Annotated in this window: 18 protein-coding genes; 8 read left to right on the top strand and 10 right to left on the bottom strand. The window is 69.7% G+C overall.

The genetic code is table 11. The annotated features are described in order from the left end of the window. Positions 1 to 23 precede the first annotated feature (23 nt). Complete coding sequence (locus tag SMD20_RS45910; protein WP_329593858.1) at positions 24 to 452, top strand: MarR family winged helix-turn-helix transcriptional regulator; 429 nt, start codon at positions 24 to 26, stop codon at positions 450 to 452. A gap of 68 nt (positions 453 to 520) precedes the next feature. Here SMD20_RS45910 and SMD20_RS45905 read toward each other — a convergent pair whose 3' ends face one another. Beyond that, entirely contained in the window at positions 521 to 961 is a 441-nt protein-coding gene (locus tag SMD20_RS45905; protein ID WP_329593856.1) for a hypothetical protein, read from the bottom strand. A 217-nt stretch (positions 962 to 1,178) separates the two neighbouring features. Here SMD20_RS45905 and SMD20_RS45900 point away from each other — a divergent pair, with 217 nt between their 5' ends. Both SMD20_RS45900 and SMD20_RS45895 read left to right on the top strand, forming a co-directional pair. Then, positions 1,179 to 1,778, top strand: a complete 600-nt coding sequence (locus SMD20_RS45900; protein WP_329593854.1) for a helix-turn-helix domain-containing protein — start codon at positions 1,179 to 1,181, stop codon at positions 1,776 to 1,778. 16 nt (positions 1,779 to 1,794) lie between these two features. Next, the gene (locus tag SMD20_RS45895) at positions 1,795 to 3,033 is read left to right on the top strand and encodes an MFS transporter (RefSeq protein ID WP_329593851.1); all 1,239 of its coding nucleotides are present in this window, start codon (positions 1,795 to 1,797) and stop codon (positions 3,031 to 3,033) included. A 28-nt stretch (positions 3,034 to 3,061) separates the two neighbouring features. Here SMD20_RS45895 and SMD20_RS45890 read toward each other — a convergent pair whose 3' ends face one another. Further along, positions 3,062 to 3,538, bottom strand: a complete 477-nt coding sequence (locus tag SMD20_RS45890) for a MarR family winged helix-turn-helix transcriptional regulator (RefSeq protein WP_329593849.1) — start codon at positions 3,536 to 3,538, stop codon at positions 3,062 to 3,064. A 92-nt stretch (positions 3,539 to 3,630) separates the two neighbouring features. Here SMD20_RS45890 and SMD20_RS45885 point away from each other — a divergent pair, with 92 nt between their 5' ends. Continuing rightward, the gene (locus tag SMD20_RS45885) at positions 3,631 to 4,545 is read left to right on the top strand and encodes an NAD-dependent epimerase/dehydratase family protein (RefSeq protein WP_329593847.1); all 915 of its coding nucleotides are present in this window, start codon (positions 3,631 to 3,633) and stop codon (positions 4,543 to 4,545) included. Positions 4,546 to 4,759: 214 nt separating this feature from the next. On the opposite strand, the gene SMD20_RS45880 is transcribed toward SMD20_RS45885, so the two are convergent. Then, positions 4,760 to 5,914, bottom strand: a complete 1,155-nt coding sequence (locus tag SMD20_RS45880; protein ID WP_329593845.1) for an adenylyl-sulfate kinase — start codon at positions 5,912 to 5,914, stop codon at positions 4,760 to 4,762. A 193-nt stretch (positions 5,915 to 6,107) separates the two neighbouring features. On the opposite strand from SMD20_RS45880, the gene SMD20_RS45875 reads away from it, so the two are divergent. The 3 genes from SMD20_RS45875 to SMD20_RS45865 are packed head-to-tail and all read left to right on the top strand — an operon-like array spanning position 6,108 to position 7,271. Then, positions 6,108 to 6,542 (top strand): SRPBCC domain-containing protein, encoded by a 435-nt coding sequence (locus SMD20_RS45875; RefSeq protein WP_329593843.1) that lies wholly within the window; start codon positions 6,108 to 6,110, stop codon positions 6,540 to 6,542. After that, positions 6,529 to 6,891 carry an ArsR/SmtB family transcription factor gene (locus SMD20_RS45870; RefSeq protein ID WP_329593841.1) on the top strand — a complete coding sequence of 121 codons (363 nt, stop codon included), beginning with the start codon at positions 6,529 to 6,531 and terminating at the stop codon, positions 6,889 to 6,891. The genes SMD20_RS45875 and SMD20_RS45870 overlap by 14 nt, the downstream gene beginning before the upstream one ends. Then, complete coding sequence (locus SMD20_RS45865) at positions 6,888 to 7,271, top strand: VOC family protein (RefSeq protein WP_329593840.1); 384 nt, start codon at positions 6,888 to 6,890, stop codon at positions 7,269 to 7,271. The genes SMD20_RS45870 and SMD20_RS45865 overlap by 4 nt, the downstream gene beginning before the upstream one ends. Positions 7,272 to 7,661: 390 nt before the next feature. Here the strand turns inward: SMD20_RS45865 and SMD20_RS45860 are convergent, their stop codons facing one another. Continuing rightward, a complete protein-coding gene (locus tag SMD20_RS45860; RefSeq protein ID WP_329594761.1) occupies positions 7,662 to 8,198 on the bottom strand; it encodes a DinB family protein in 537 nt (178 codons plus the stop codon). Between the two features lie 151 nt (positions 8,199 to 8,349). On the opposite strand from SMD20_RS45860, the gene SMD20_RS45855 reads away from it, so the two are divergent. Then, positions 8,350 to 9,717: a serine/threonine-protein kinase gene (locus SMD20_RS45855; RefSeq protein WP_329593838.1), complete on the top strand. Its 1,368-nt coding sequence runs from the start codon at positions 8,350 to 8,352 to the stop codon at positions 9,715 to 9,717. Here SMD20_RS45855 and SMD20_RS45850 read toward each other — a convergent pair. The 6 genes from SMD20_RS45850 to SMD20_RS45825 all read right to left on the bottom strand — a co-directional run bounded on the left by SMD20_RS45850 (position 9,677) and on the right by SMD20_RS45825 (position 15,577). After that, entirely contained in the window at positions 9,677 to 10,336 is a 660-nt protein-coding gene (locus SMD20_RS45850) for a TetR/AcrR family transcriptional regulator (protein WP_329593836.1), read from the bottom strand. The genes SMD20_RS45855 and SMD20_RS45850 overlap by 41 nt on opposite strands. Before the next feature lie 86 nt (positions 10,337 to 10,422). Further along, positions 10,423 to 11,958, bottom strand: a complete 1,536-nt coding sequence (locus tag SMD20_RS45845; RefSeq protein ID WP_329593834.1) for a class I adenylate-forming enzyme family protein — start codon at positions 11,956 to 11,958, stop codon at positions 10,423 to 10,425. A gap of 33 nt (positions 11,959 to 11,991) precedes the next feature. Beyond that, complete coding sequence (locus SMD20_RS45840; RefSeq protein WP_329593832.1) at positions 11,992 to 13,077, bottom strand: LLM class flavin-dependent oxidoreductase; 1,086 nt, start codon at positions 13,075 to 13,077, stop codon at positions 11,992 to 11,994. Next, a complete protein-coding gene (locus SMD20_RS45835; protein WP_329593830.1) occupies positions 13,074 to 13,964 on the bottom strand; it encodes an SMP-30/gluconolactonase/LRE family protein in 891 nt (296 codons plus the stop codon). The genes SMD20_RS45840 and SMD20_RS45835 overlap by 4 nt, the downstream gene beginning before the upstream one ends. Then, positions 13,961 to 15,034, bottom strand: coding sequence for an LLM class flavin-dependent oxidoreductase (locus tag SMD20_RS45830; protein WP_329593828.1), 1,074 nt, complete (start codon positions 15,032 to 15,034; stop codon positions 13,961 to 13,963). Before SMD20_RS45830 ends, SMD20_RS45835 begins: the two co-directional genes overlap by 4 nt. 6 nt (positions 15,035 to 15,040) lie before the next feature. Further along, positions 15,041 to 15,577, bottom strand: coding sequence for a flavin reductase family protein (locus tag SMD20_RS45825; protein WP_329593826.1), 537 nt, complete (start codon positions 15,575 to 15,577; stop codon positions 15,041 to 15,043). Positions 15,578 to 15,669: the final 92 nt, after the last annotated feature.

The following is a 15,669-nucleotide window of genomic DNA, read 5'->3' as shown; positions in this document are numbered from 1 at the left end:
ATGGACTTGCTAGGATGGGGTGCATGACCACGTCCCCGGAACCGCAGGCCGTCGCCGAGCGGGAGCTGTGCGGCCTGGTGAACGGACTGGCCCAGCAGATCGCCGTACACGTACGCGAACGCGCGGTCACCCTGGGCCTCACCGCGGCCCAGGCGACCGCGCTGCGGGAGATGACCGGACCGATGACCATGCGAGAGCTCGCCGAACGCATGAGCTGCGAGCCCTCCAACGCCACCTTCATCGTCGACAAGCTCGAGAAACAGGGCCTGATCGAGCGCCGCGCGCACCCGACCGACCGTCGCGCCAAGCAGCTCGTCCTCACCCCGGAGGGCGACGCCCTCCGCGAACGGCTCCTCGAACTCCTCGTCCAGGACTCACCGCTGGCCGGCCTCACCGCCGAGCAGCAGCGCACCCTTCAGGACCTGCTCGAACAGGCCATAATCCGTTCGTGAGCCGACGCCGGCACACCCTGTCGACGCGGGCACACTCTGTCGGCCGACCTCGCCCGACCGTCCGGACGTCAGCGTCGCGCGGCGGCGAGCAGGCGCGCCCCCGCCCAGCCGACGACGCCGACAGCCACGCCGACCCCCGCGCCGGTCAGCACGCTGCTGCCGAAGGCGAAGGTGCGCAGCAGCACGGCCTCCGTCCCCGGCGAGAGAGCGCCTGCCAGGTTGCCACCGAGAGTGGGCGGATCATCGCCGAAGGCCGCCGACCACAGCACCTGGTGGGTGACGCCGAGCAGGACACCGTAGGCGACGCCGATCGCCAGCAGGGTGACGAACGGGTTCGGGACACGCCTCCACAGCACGACGACCAGCCAGACGGCGATCGGCAGGAACACCAGCAGGGCGTTGACCACCGGGCCGACCAGGCTCAGGTCATGCGCGATCACCCTGGGCACGCCGAGCGCGGCCAGGGCCAGGATGGCGATCGGCGACAGGCCGAAGGGCTTGGATCTCATCGGAAAGGGTCCTCCACCTCACGGGGTTGCGGTCGCGCCCGACGTTAGGTTCGAGGCCGGCGGCCTGTCGTCCGCCTGGGGTCCCGTTCGGGTACGGCGTCCGTACGGCGTGGGTTGTGGCGGGTGTCAGCGCCGGGATGTACGCGGCTTCGTACCGGACGTCTGCATTCCAAAGGTTTCCTTGACATCCGGGCGTGATTGACCCAGGATCCCAAGCATGTCTTTGGAATCCTGGAGGAAGCGGCCACGCCGGGTGCTCGACGACCCGGCCGCCATGCGGGCATTCGCCCACCCCGTCCGCCTGGCCCTGCACGAGCTGCTGATGCGGGCCGGCGCCACGACCGCCGCGGACGCCGCCCGCGAGGTCGGCATCAGCCAGGCCCTGGCCTCCTACCACCTGCGGCAACTCGCCAAGTACGGCTTCGTGGAGCAGGCCGAGGCGCGCGACGAACGGGAGCGGCCGTGGAAGGCGACGTCACTGACCCAGGAGTGGTCCGACACCGCATCGACCCCCGAGGCGTCGGCCGCCCGCGGCCTGCTGGAACAGGTCGTCGCCGAACGGGCGCTGTCCCGGCTGGCCGAATGGCAGGAGCGCCGTACGGACGAGCCGGACGAGTGGCGGACGGCCGGCGGGATCGGCAGCTCCTACCTCTACGTCACACCCGACGAACTCGCCTCGTTCGACGCCGCGTTCAACCGGCTGCTTGAGCCGCTGATGGCGCGGATCGCCGACCCGTCCGAGCGGCCGGAGGGGGCCCGGCCCGTCCTGCTGACCACCCTCCTGGTCCCGCTCCCGGCCACCGGCACCGGTGACTGACGCCAGGGACGCCACCTTGCCGGGAGGGGAACCGGCAGGGGAGGCGCCGGCCGGGATCGGGAGTCTGTTAGGGAAGAACCGGGACTACCGGCGGCTGCTCACGGCCGGCCTGATCTCGCAGACCGGCGACTGGGTCATCGGCGCCGGCCTGGCCTATCACGTCTACGTACTCACCGGGTCCACCCTGTCCAGCGCCACCATGCTGCTGGCGGGCCGCCTGCCGGACGTCCTGCTCGGCTCACTGGCGGGCGTGCTCGCCGACCGATGGGACCGCCGCAGGCTGCTGGTGATCACGGACGTGCTGCTCGGCCTGGGGCTGCTGCCCCTCCTGGCGGTACGCGAACCGGGCCAGGTCTGGATCGTCTACGCCGTCGCCCTGTGGACGGGCGTGCTCAGCACGGTCCTGTTCCCCGCCCAGAAAGCCCTCGTGCCGCAGATCGTGGCCGCCTCGCAGCTCGTCAGGGCCAACGCGTTGCACGGGCAGAGCGGCCAGGCCGCCAGACTGCTGGGAGCGCTGGCGGGCGGGGTGGCGGTCGGTGCGGGCGGGCTGGCCGCCGTCGTCTGGATCGGCGTGGCCGGCTTCCTGATCTCCGCACTCCTGCTGGCCCGCCTGCGTACGCCCGCTCGACGCGCCACGGCCGCGACGACCATGGGCGGGCAGTGGGTCGCCGGGCTGCGGCTGGCCAGGCATGATTCCGGCGTGCGCCTGCTGGTGGCGTACATGGTGATCACAGGACTGGGCGAGGGCATCTTCGCGACGCTCGCGGCGCCGTTCGTGGCGGACGTGCTCGGTGGGGAAGGAGACGCGTACGGGCTGTTCCTGTCGGCGCAGGCGGTCGGCGGGATCGCCGGCGGCCTGGCGGTTGCCGCCCGCCCGGGGTACGCCACGCCGCGAGCGCTGTTCGGATGGGGGACGGTCGTCTTCGGCCTGGCCGACCTGGCGCTGTTCACCTACCCGCTCCTGACACCTGAGCTGTGGCCGGCCATGGCGCTGATCGCCCTGGCCGGGCTACCGGCCGCGGCGGCGATGGCGGGACTCACCACGTTCGCCCAGACGGCCACCGGCGAGGACCGGTTGGGCGCGGTCTTCGGGCTCCTCGGCAGCGCCCAGGCCGCCACGTCGCTGCTCGGGATGCTGTCGGCGGGCGTGCTCGGCGAACGGCTCGGCATCATCCCAACGCTCTGCCTGCACGCCGCCGGGCTGATCACGGCGGGTCTGCTCGTCGTGTCGACATCACGACGTCATCCCCATTGACCGGATCACCACCGACAGACGTCACGCCTTACGAGCTTGCCGGGTCTGCGTTCCCGTGGAGTTGCTCAACCAGGGCGGCCAGTTCCCGATCGCCGCTGATGTCGGCAAGAGTCTGTCGGAGGACGTTGACATAGGTTGCGCGCGCCGCGGTGACGACTTCGCGGCCGCGATCAGTGATCTGCGTGTAGACCCCACGCCGGTCGGTCGGGCAGTGGAAGCGTTCGGTCAGGCCCATCCGCTCGAGCCGGGCAACCAGGCGGCTGACCGAACTCTGCTGGAGCGGGATCGCGTCGGCGAGGGCTTGCTGGCGCAGGTGACCGCCATCGTCGGAGTAGGCCAGCGCCGCAAGCGCGGTGTACTCGGAGGCGGACAGACCATGCTCGTTCTGCAGAACCCGGTCCAGTGCCTCCTGGACGGTGGCCTCCAGATGTCTCAGCGCCTGCCAGCGTCTTTCGAGGTCCGACGGCAGTTCGATGCGCGGGACGCGTCCGGTGACCTGCGGCATTGTTCATCCTCCCTGGAGGGACCAGCTTGACACGTATTCCATGCTTAGGCAACTTATGTATAAACAAATGTTGTACGTACATGGGAGCGTTCATGCGTGTCTTCGTCACCGGCGCCACTGGATACATCGGCGGCTCCGTCGCCGACCGGATGCTGCGGACCGGCCACCACGTCACTGGCCTGGCCCGCAGCCCCGAGAAGGCGCGGATGCTTGAGCGCCTCGGCGTGACTCCGGTCCTGGGAACCCTGGACGACCAGCCCCTTCTCGCCGAGCAGGCGCAGGCCGCCGACGCTGTCGTCAACGCCGCTGACAGCGACCACCGAGGTGCCGTGGAAGCACTGGTGGAGGCGCTCGCGGGATCGGGCAAACCGCTGCTGCACACCAGCGGGTCGAGCATCGTGGGCACCGATTCCCGCGGCGAGCCGTCCGGGGAGATCTTCGGGGAAGAGATCTTCGATTCGCAGTCTTCCTGGCGGCCGGCCGACGACAAGGAAGCCCGGGTGGCGATCGACCGGTACGTTCTGGCCGCCTCCAGCCGAAAGGTCCGGTCGGTGGTCCTGTGCAACACTCTGATCTACGGCCACGGTCACGGGCTGAGCCGCGACAGCGTGCAGATCCCCGCCCTGGCCCGGCAGGCGCACAAGACCGGGACCGTCCGCAGGATCGGGGCCGGCCGCAACATCTGGTCGAACGTCCACATTGATGACGTGGCCGACCTCTATCTGCTCGCGCTCGATGCGGCCCCCGCCGGGTCGTTCTATTTCGTGGAAAACGGTGAGGCGTCGTTCGCCGACATCACCGCCGCCATCGCCGAGGCGCTGGGCCTGGGATCTGCCGAGGCCTGGGGCATCGACGCCGCGATCCAAGAGTGGGGCTACGAGGCCGCCGTCTTCGCACTCGGCTCCAACAGCCGGGTCCGAGGCGAGCGCGCCCGCGCCCAACTCGGCTGGCGACCTCGCCACACCTCCGTACTGGACTGGATCAAAAACGAGCTCATCAAGGCCTGAGATCAGTCGTCGGCGGGAGCGAGTGCCATCTCAGGCAGGTGTACGCGTGTGGTCCACCCGCACCCCCGCATCAAGAACAGGGGCCGCGTTCGCGTGCCATCATCCCCGATCGACGTGCTCGCCCACCACCTGGAGCACGTCACCGTCGCCGACCCGCTGACCGACCTCCTCGATCTGCCCACCCTGGCCGCGGCCCCGCTCGGGAGGAGTGCGTTCAGGGGGAGAGATTCGGCCAGTTGCCGGCGCGAGCCCGTACGTCCGCGGCCACCTCCTGCACCGACCGGTCATCGGTGTCGATGCGCAGATCGCTCGCCCCGGCGCGGTCGAGAGCCTCGGCCTCGCGCACCGCCCGGTCGGCGACGCGTTTCAGCGCGTCCGGGCCCAGCCCTTTCAGCCCGTCGCCGGGTATGGACGGTCCCCCTCCCCGGGCGCGCCGCGCGACGCGCTCGGCCAGCGTCGCTGGGCCGGCGTCCAGGCGGCACACGGTCAAGGCCGTTCCTGGCAGCGAATCGGCATAGTCCTGGACGGTGTCGTCGGAGTCGGCTTCGCCGGAGACGACCAGGCACTGAGCGCCGACCGCGCGATAGCCGGCCCAGACGGCCGCGAGGTTGCGCGCCTTGAGACGACGGTTTTCCACGTCCGACACCGGGCCCAGCGCACTGATCTGCTTCACATCGACGTAGGCGGCTCGCACGCCGGTCCGGTAGACCTGGGAGAAGATCTCGTAGCCGACCGTGGACTTGCCGACCGCCGTAGCACCACGCAGCCACAGCACGGGTGTGGGCGCGGCATCCAACTGTGCTGCCGGTGGGTGGCGTCGCAGGTCTCCGGGGAACGTCGGGGCGGGGAGTGCGCCCGGCCATCCCCCGGCCCGCTCACGGACCAGTCGAGCCGCCTCGGGCACCGCGAAGCCGCCGGTGTCCACGCACACGTCGGCATAGTCGCTCCGGTCCAGGGCGTCCGCCTCGGCGACCGCCTCCGCCACCAGGTCCGGACGCCAGCCTCGTCCCAGAAAACGTTCCTTGAGCTCAGCGCTGTCAACGCGCAGCCGGCACAACGTGAACGCCGCCTCGGGCAGAAGGGTCGTGTACTCACGAACCTCCTCGGAGGTGTCGACAAAGCCCGCCAGGACGAGACATCGCATGCCTTCCTGCCGGAAGTGCGGCCACATCGCGGCCAGGTTCCGCGCCCGGACGCGATGCGTCACGCCCTCCGGCAAGGGGTGACACAGGCTGATCTGGTCGGCGTCGACGAACGCCGCCTTGACACCGCTGCGGCTCAGCTGCGCGAACACCTCCCAGCCGACCGAGGACTTCCCGACACCCGTGGGGCCCGACAGCCACAGCACAGGCAAATGAGGGTTGCTCATCCGCGCGACACTAGTGGGCTCCGGGCGGGGCGAGCGAACGGATTTCGTCGCGCGGATCAGCGGCTACCGACGTGGCCGGCCTCGCCACTACGTCCACCTCGCAGTCGTCCTCCGCGCCGGGCTTGCGATGCAACGATGGCAACCTGTAGGTTGCTATTTATAGGCAACCTACAGGTTGCGAAGGAGGGTGAGCATGGCTTCGGGCGCGATCGAACGTGTGGTGGTGCTGCGGCACCCCATCGAACGGGTGTGGGCCGCGCTGACCACCGCCGAAGGGCTCTCGCGGTGGTTCGGCTCGGTGGCGGAGATCGATCTGCGGCCCGGTGGGCGCGCGTTCTTCCGCTGGGACGACCTCGACGAGGAATCCGTCGCCACCATCGCGGTGGTCGACCCACCACACCGTTTCGCGTTCAGGTGGGCAATCGAGGGCCTGCCGAAGGATGACGCGCCCCAGACGCTTGTGGACTTCACCCTGGAACCGGTGCCGGACGGCACTCGGCTGCGCCTGATCGAGAGCGGGTTCGCCCAGGCCGCCGCCGACGTGGCCCAGTCTGCCCACAAGGCCAACAGTCAGGGATGGGACACGGAGCTCGTCGACCTGGAGACCTACCTCGATGCGACCGCCTGATGGGGAACGACAGGCCGTCGCGGTGTTCGCGGCGCTCACCGATCCCATGCGGCGGGCGCTGCTGGACGAGCTCGCCCGCGCCGGGCCCGCAACCGTCACTGATCTGGCGCGACGGTTGCCGATCAGCCGCCAGGCGATCGCCAAGCACCTGGGCCAGCTCGCCGAAGCGGGCCTGATCAGCTCCGGCGAACCGGCCGGCCGCCGCCATCCCTACCGGTTGGAACCAGCCGCCATTCGCACAGCCCAGGTGTGGCTGGCCAGGCTCGCCAACAGGTGGGATGACCGGCTGGCCACGCTGGAAGGTGCACTGGACGCCACCGAGACGGACCAAGGAGTCGCACAACAATGAGCAAGCCTGAATTCACGGCCGGCCTGAACATCGCCATGAAGATCCCCAAGGCACAGTACGAGGCCACCGTGGCCTTCTACCGCGACACTCTGGGCTTCGACGTCAAAGAAGACGACGTCTCCTACGCCCCGACCGTCTCGAGAACTCACTCGGTGCGGTTCGGGCCCAATACGCTGTGGCTCGACTGCGTCGACAACTACAGCCGGCCCGACCTGTGGCTGCAACTCCACACCGATGACCTGGACGCGGCAGCGAGCAAACTGGCCGGCATCGGTATCCACCCGTGTGACGAGGTCGAGCCCCTGGAGAACCTCGATTCCAGAACCCACTGGATCAGAAACCCAGCCGGTGTCATACATCTGCTCGCGGAGTCCGGCTGATCCTGATGCCCCGATGAGGTGAGCAGCTACCCTCGGCGGTATCCCGGCAGAGTTCGCGCGGGCCGGTATGACTGCCTGGCCGCGCGGGCGGATCGATCCCCGTAACACGAAACCAGCCCCGGCCGGGAGTGGCATCACCTGTCCGGGCCGGGGTGGGGATGGCGGGGTACCAGGTTGGGCCCTGGCAGCATCTGGTTGCACACAGATCCTGCTCGGCCGCCACCTCGCCTAAGATCAACGCAACCCCTGGGAACGCCGCCACCACCGCAGGCTGTCTCCCGGGCGCGGTACGTCCGGCGTGGGCTGGATGTCGCAGGGCCGATCCTGACATGCGCGACTGGGAACAGTTGCACGTGGCGTTCTGCCCGCGATGGTCACGATGACGAAGCCTCAGCTGCTCCATCCGCACACGACCAGGTAGCCGTCCACGGTGGTGATGAGGTCGGAGGTGGGGTCGTCGGGCAGGGCGTGGCCGAGGTCGCGGTTGCGTACCTCGCCGATCCAGCGGTCGTGCTGGTACTCGTGGTTGATGATGGCCATGAGCAGCGTCTGCGCGACGATCTTGAGCTGGGCGGGGGCGCCGACGTCGCCGGCGCCGATGGCGTTCATGCGGGCGTGGACCCGTTCGCCGACGGTGGCGCGGAAGTCGGCCAGCCGCCTGGGGTCGGGCAGGGGCAGCCGGTCCGCTTCCGGGTTGGCGGAGTCCATGAGGTCGTCCAGGTCGGGGGCGGGGCTCGGTTCGGCCGCGGTGAGGTTGCGGACCATGAAGTGGGCGACGTGGGCCTGGTGGCCGAGGTGCCAGCCGATAGGGCTGAAGTTCTGCTCGGGGCGCCAGTGCAGCTCCTCGGCGGTCAGGTCGCGCCAGAGCTCGTCGGTGTAGGCGCGGGCGCGGTCGTACTCGGCCAGCAGTTGCGGGATCTCGTACATGGCGGTCACATCCGATCGTCGGTGGGCGGTCCTGGCAGCAGAGGTGTGGAGCGTACAAGGGGACCGGGCCGGACTGCGGAGCGGGTGATCGCGGAGTGGCTTGTAGGCTGATCAACTGTCCGTGCCGACGTGCGATGGCAGGAGACGGCGCATGACTTCGAGGCTCGCCGGTGACGTGGTCGGCAGGCGCTACCGGCTTGCCACCGAGCTGGGATCCGGTGGTTTCGGGCGGGTCTGGCGGGCTCGCGACGAGACCCTCGACGTGGACGTCGCGATCAAGGAACTGCGGCTGCCGCCGGGGACGCCGGAGACCGAACGAGCCGGGCGGCTGGCCCGGGCTACGCGCGAGGCCCGCAACGCCGCGCGGTTGCGCAAGCACGACGGCATCGTCGCGATTCACGACGTCGTCATCGACGACGGCCTTCCCTGGATCGTCATGGAGCTGGTCGACGGCTGCTCGCTGGGCGAGCACCTCAAGCAGCACGGCCCTCTTCCGGTGGACAGGGTCGCTGCGGTCGCTGTGGCACTGCTGACGGCGCTCGGCGCGGCGCACCGGGAGGGCGTCGTGCACCGCGACGTCAAACCGGCCAACGTCATGCTCGCCGAGGACGGGAAGGTCCTGCTCACCGACTTCGGGACGGCGATCCACCACACCGACTCCGCGTTGACCGCCACCGGGATGTTCATCGGCTCGGCGGAGTACGTGGCGCCCGAGCGGTTACGCGGCGGTGACGGTCTTCCCGCCGGGGATCTGTTCTCCCTCGGCGTGACGCTGTACCAGGCCGTCGAGGGGGTCTCGCCGTTCCGCCGCGACACCCAGGAGGCGACGTTGGCCGCGGTGCTCCTGGAGGAGGCGCCGGCGCCGCGACGGGCCGGGCCGCTCACGCCGCTCATCACCCGGCTGCTGGACAAGGACCCGGGCGGCAGGCCGACGGTCGGGGAAGCGCTGGCGATGGCGGGAGGCATCGCGGGTGAGCAGCCCGGGACCACCGTCCGTGTGCGGCGTGACACCAAGATCCTGCCGGCCTGGCCGAAGAAGCGGCAGCCGGTCGTCGTCGCCGCGCTGGCGGGGGTCATGACGGCGTTGGCGGTCCTCACGGCGTTCGGCGTCGCCGGGCTTCCCGACGCCGGTGGGACGTGGGAGAGATTCGAGCAAGACCTGGGCGCCATCGTGCTCGCCGTCGCCGATGTCGTTCTGGCGGGCTTGGTGTGCGCCGGTCTCGCGCGGTTCCTGCCGGTGAACGCGGGCAGGATCGTGGCCGCTGTCGCCGGGCTCGTCTACGGCTGTGGCGCGACCGCTTTCGCCTTTCACGGCGCCGGCGAGATCGTCCGGGACGCGATGAGGTTGTCCCAGCGCGAGTCCGCGACGGTGTCGCTGGCCTTCATCAGCGGCGTCGTGCTCGTCGCTGTCGGGTCGGCCTTGACCGCGGAACTCCGCCTTCGACGCGAAACGATCAGAGGCGGGACACAGCCATGGTTCAGCGGCGCGGGGCCAGGGTGGACAGGGCCATGTCGATGAAGATCTCGCCGATCTCCACCAGGCTGCGCGGGCCCGCCGGGTCGTACCAGCGGTAGGACCAGTTGAACATGCCGACGATGCCGAGGACGGCCACCGTGGTGTCGATGTCGTCGCGAAAGTCGCCGGACTTGGCGCCCTCCTGGAGGATCTGGGAGAGCAGCCGGCCCCAGCGGTCGGCGTTCTGCTTGATGTCGTTGGCCTCTTCGCCGCTGACGACCTGGTCGATGTTCTCCCGTACGAAGATGAACAGCTCCGGCCGCTGGGACATGGCCACGACGTAGGCCCGCAGCCCGTCCGCGAGCTTCTGCGGGGCGGGCTTGTCCTCGGCGGCGATCGCCTCCAGCTCGACGCGCATCTGCTCGATCGGCTGGTGCAGCAGCGAGACGAGCAGTTCTTCCTTGGTGCCCACGTAGTAGTAGAGGGTCGCCCGGTTGATGCCGACCTCGGCGGCGATGTCCTCCAGCGTGGTCTGGGCGTAGCCGAGCCGCTGGAAGACGCGCCCGGCGCCTTCCAGCACCTCCCGCCACCGCTGGTCGGACTTGCGTCCGCTGGCCAGCCGTCGTTCGGCGCGCCGCCGCGCGATGTCACTGGGCGGCGACTGCCGCTTCCTGGTGGCCAACGGGGTCGAACCTCCAAGACTCGGGTGTGCGCTGTTCATAAACGACACTGTTGATGATAGCGCAGCACGGGTCGGAGCGGACCCGATCAGCGCTCCCGCAGCACGCGTTTGAGGATCTTGCCGCTGGCGTTGCGGGGCAGCTCCGGCTCGGTACGGAAGATCTCCGGCACCTTGTAGCCGGCCAGCCGGTCCCGGCAGAACTCGCGTACCTGTTCCTCCTCGAACGTGACGCCGGGATCGGTCACCACGTGCGCCCGGACGATCTCGCCCCAGCGCTCGTCCGGCACCCCGACCACCGAGACCTCCCGCACCGCGGGATGCTCGGACAGGACCTGCTCGATCTCGATCGGGTAGATGTTCTCCCCTCCTCGGATGATCATGTCCTTCTTGCGGCCGGAGAGGTAGAGGTAGCCCTCCTCGTCGCGCCGGGCCAGGTCGCCGCCGCGGAACCAGCCGTCCACGAGCACCTCGGCGGTCTCGTCCGGCATGCCGAGATAGCCGGCCATCACGGCGTCGGACCGGGTGACGATCTCGCCGACCTCGCCGTCCGGCACGTCGTCGAGGTTGTCGTCGCACAGTCGCAGGTCGACGCCCATGCCGGGCTTGCCGATCGAGCCGAGCAGGTGCTCGTGGCCGGCGAGCGCCCGCCGGTGGTCGGCCGGGGTGAGCACGGTCTGCAGGCCCGCCTCGGTGCCGGCGCCGAACAGGTTCATGAAGTCGCACCGGAAGACCCGCATGGCCCGGCGCAGCAGCTCCGGGGACATCGGGGCGGCGCCGTACGCGATGGACTGCAGGCGGGGGTAGTCGCCGTCCTCGACCCCGGGCTCGCGCAGCAGCATGTCGATCATGGTCGGCACGAGGAAGACGCCGTCCAGCACGTCCCGGCGCAGCCACTTCAGCAGCGTCGCCGGGTCGAAGCCGTCGAGGATCAGGGTCGGGTTGCCCCGGGCGACGCCGGCCAGGACGTAGCACATGCCGGCCGCGTGGAACAGCGGCGCGGGGGAGTAGTGGAACGCCTCCGCCGGCAGCCGCCGCTCCAGGATGCACTGGAACGTCATGTGCTTGACCATGCGCTGGTGGTGCATGACGCCCTTGGGCAGCGCCGTCGTGCCGCTGGTGAACGCCAGGCACATCAGCTCGTCGTCGTTGACGACCGTGTCGATCTCGCCCTCGTCGCCCGCGGCCAGCAGCCGGTCGTAGTCGCGGTCGGCGGCCGTGGACTTCTCGAACGAGACCGTGTGCTTCAGCGAGGGCACGTCGACGGACTCCACCATCGAGGAGTAGCGCTCGCTGAAGAACAGCACCTTCGCCTCGGCGGTACGCAGCAGGGTCTGCAGCTCGGGCCGCGCGAGCCGGTAGTTGAGCGGCACGTAGACGGCGCCCAGCTTCATGCAGGCGAGCAGCACCTCCATGTACGCGGGCGAGTCGGTCGCGAACAGCGCCACCCGGTCGCCCTTGCCGACGCCCACGCGGCGCAGCTCGCTCGCCACCCGGTTGACGCGGGCGTTGACCTGGGCGAAGGTGTACGACTTCGTGTCGGTGACGAAACAGGGCCGGGTCGGGGTGTTGCGGGCGTGGATCCTGATCCAATCAGCCGTGCGGCTCGTACGCTGCGTGGACATCGGTACCTCGTTCTGACGTGCGTGACGTGCGGATCAGGAGAACTCCGGCAGCACGTGCCGGCCGAGAAGCTCGATCGACTTCATGACCTTCTCGTGCGGGATGTCGCGCGGCTGGACGAGGCAGAGCAGCAGGTCGGTGCCCACGGCCTCGTAGCGCTTGGCCATGGCGACGCACTCGTCGGGGTTGCCGACGATCACGGCGTCGTTCTTCAGCAGGTAGTCGAAGTCCAGGCTGTTCAAGTCGATGCCGCCGAGCAGCCGCTTGGCGTACTCGTAGCTGCCGAGCTGGGTGCCGTCCTTCCAGTCGCCCAGTTCCGCGATCTTGCGCAGTGACTCCTGGACGTACCAGCCGAAGCGGGGGCCGGCCGTCGCATGTGCCTCCTCGGTGGTCTCCGCGCAGTGCACCTGGGTGAAGGTGGCGATCTGCTCGTTGACGTACTTTCCGACAGGCTTGGCGCGCCGGATGCCGTCACGATAGCGGTTGAACCTTTTGACCAGAGTCTCCGGGCCCGCCGCGACCGAGAACGACAGCAGGCCGATGCCCTTCTCGCCCATCAGCTCGTGGCTGTCGGAGCTGGACGACGCTCCCCACAGCGGCGGGTGCGGCTGCTGCAGCGGCCGGGGCACCACGCCGCGCGGCGGCAGCTTGAAGTGCTCGCCCTCCCAGGAGAAGGTCTCCTCGGTCCAGCAGCCCAGGATGACCTCCAGGGCCTCCTCCCACATCGACCGGGTGTCGGCCGGGTTGATGCCGAACCCCTCCAGCTCGATGCGGGTGCCGGAGCGGCCGGTGCCGAACTCCAGCCGCCCGCCGGAGATCACGTCGATGGTGGCGGCGGCCTCGGCGGCGCGTACCGGGTGGTTGTAGGGGAAGGGCAGCAGGCGTACGCCGTGCCCGATGCGGATGTTGCGGGTGCGCGCGGCGATCGCCCCGTAGAAGGCCTCGGGCGCGGAGGAGAAGGAGTATTCGCCGAGGAAGTGGTGCTCCACCGTCCAGGCGCTGTGGAAGCCGAGCCGGTCGGCCAGCTCGATCTGCTGGATGGTCTCCTCGAAGGCGTTGAAGGCGCTGCGTTCGGTCCACGGGCGCGGCACCGGAATCTCGTGGATGAGGCCGAATTTCAACTGTTACCTCCATCGATGGCGCCCTGATACAGCGGCAGCGGGGCGATCGCGAGCTCGTAGGCGGCCAGCCGGCCGGTCATGGAGAAGGTGACGTAGAGCCGGCCGTCGCCGATGCAGCAGTTCGTCGGCTGGGCTCCGGCGGGTACGTCGATGGTCTGCTTGAGCGTGCCGCCGGCGTCGTAGACGTGGACGCAGTGGCCCACGCTGGCGCAGACGTAGAGGTCGCCGCCGGAGTCGAAGCACATGCCGTCGGGCGAGCCGCTTGGCAGCTTGGCGAACACCTTCGGGTCGCCGAGGGAGGCGCCGGGCGTCCAGTCGAAGACGAGGATCGAGCGCGTCAGCGACTGGGCGACGTAGAGCCGCCCGTCGGGGCCGAAGGCGATGCCGTTGGGCATCGCGGGGACCTCGGCCACCTGGGTGACGGCGCCGTCGGCGGCGACGGCGGCGATCCGGCCGGGCCGGAGGTTGCGCAGGTCCTCCCAGTTGTGGGAGTCGGTCACGTACAGCCGGCCGTCGGGGCCGAAGCAGAGGTCGTTGGGGCGGTGCGGCGGCGGGCCGGGCAGCCCGGCGGCGACCACCGAGACCTGTCCGCCGGCGACCCGCTGCACGCAGCCGTCGAACGGCTCGGGCGCGTGCCAGTAGCCGCCGCTCCTGGTCGCGGACAGGCCGCCGTTGTTGGCGACGTAGAGGGCGCCGTCGCGGCCGAGCGCGCTGCCGTTGGGGCCGCCGCCGAGCTTGCCGAGCACCGTGGTGGTGCCGTCCTCGTCCACGCGGGCGAGCCGCTGGCCCTGCATCTCGACCACGGCCACGGCTCCGTCGCCGAGGTGCGTGGGACCTTCGGGGAAGCCGAGGCCGTCGGCGACGATCCGGAACGCGGGTGCTGTCACAGCTGGACCGGGCCGAGGGCCTTGACGCGTGGCATGACCTCGGCGGCGAACAGGCGCAGGTTCTTCTCGGCCGTCTCCGGCGTCATGCCGCCGTAGTGGAACACGCCGTTGAAGCCGTCGTTGCCGACCTTCTCCTGGATCGCGACGATCCGGTCCAGGCACTGGTCGGGGGTGCCCCAGACCTGGAGCTCGACGAAGTTCTCGACCACCCGCTCCGAGCCGTGCTTCTGGATGGAGCGGGCGAGCCGCTGGTAGTACTCGTAGCCCATGGTCGTGTCGAAGTGCCGGCCGCCCAGCTCGTAGTGGTTCAGGACGTAGTCGTAGTACATGCCGATGTACTCCTGGGCCATGTCCTTGGCCTTGATCGGGTCCTCGTCGCAGACGACCCAGCCGGTGACCTGGGGCGCGGGCGCCTCGGTGCCCTTGAGTTCCTTGAACGTCTTGCGGTAGGCGGCGAGGTCGGCCGCGACGTCCATCCAGTCCTTCTGCGGGTTGATGAGGATGCCGGCGCCGATGTCGGCCATGATGCGGACGGACTCGGGCGAGACGGCCGCGGCGTACAGCCGGTCCTTGAAGCCGCGCACCGGCTTGGGGCGCAGCTCGCGGCGCGGGATCTGGTAGTACTTGCCGTCGTACTCCAGCACGCCGGTCTCCAGGGCCGCGAGCACGATGTGCGCGGCCTCGACGAACCGCTCGCGTGACTCGCTCATCGGGATGCCGAAGCCCTCGAACTCGATGCGGCCGAGACCGCGGCCGAGCCCGAAGACGAAACGGCCCTGGGAGATCAGGTCGAGCACGGCGACCTGCTCGGCGACCCGGATGGGATCGTGCCACGGCAGGATGACCGCGCCCGAGCCGAGCTGGATGCGTTCGGTGCGCCCGGCCATGTACGTCAGGAACTGCAGGACGTCCGGCACCATCGTGTAGGACGTGAAGTGGTGCTCGACGCCCCACAGGGAGTCGAAGCCGAGCGGCTCGGCGAGGTCGGCGAGGCGGAGCTCGGCCTGGTAGATCTCCTCGTCGGTCGCGTTCTCGTGACCTTCGAAGATGCAGGTCATGCCTACACGCATGGGGAACTATCCTCCAAAGCTTGCGGAGCGGGGCGCCAGCCGCTGGTAGCGGCCGTGGCAGAAGACCAGGGGGCGGCCCTGGGCGCGGACGTCGAGGCCGAGCACGCGCCCGAGGACGAACAGGTGGTCGCCGGCCGGGTAGCTGTGCTCGAAGGCGCAGTCGAACCAGGCCAGCGCGCCGGAGATGACAGGCGAGCCGGTGGCCTCGCCGGGCGTCCAGTCGACGCCGTCGAACTTGCTGCCGCCCGACCGGGCGAAGCCCCGGCAGAGCTCCTCGTGCTCCTCGCCCAGGACGTTCACGCAGAAGGTGCCGACGGGCACGATCAGCGGCCAGGTCGTGGAGGTGCGCGCCGGCAGGAAGGCGATCAGCGGCGGCGTCAGGGACGCGGAGACGAATGTGCCGACGGTGAGCCCGACCGGGCCCTGCCGGGTCATCGCCGTCACCACGGCGACCCCTGTCGGGACGTGTCCCATGACGTGCCGGAAGCGTTCGGAGGTGAACATGTCGGTGTCCGGTCGATAAATCGGGGCTTGAGTCACCATCTACCTCGTCTCCCGTTTCTGCGTCATCAAGGACGTCCGTAGACGTCACCATTGATGTTGACGGCAGGCTAGCACCGCGCTTAATTTCACGT

Origin of the sequence: Nonomuraea sp. LP-02 (assembly GCF_036289125.1) — a bacterium.
Classification (GTDB): Bacteria; Actinomycetota; Actinomycetes; order Streptosporangiales; family Streptosporangiaceae; genus Nonomuraea; species Nonomuraea bangladeshensis.
The sequence above is the reverse complement of the archived record's forward strand: the minus strand, read 5'-3'. Positions and strand labels throughout refer to the sequence as shown.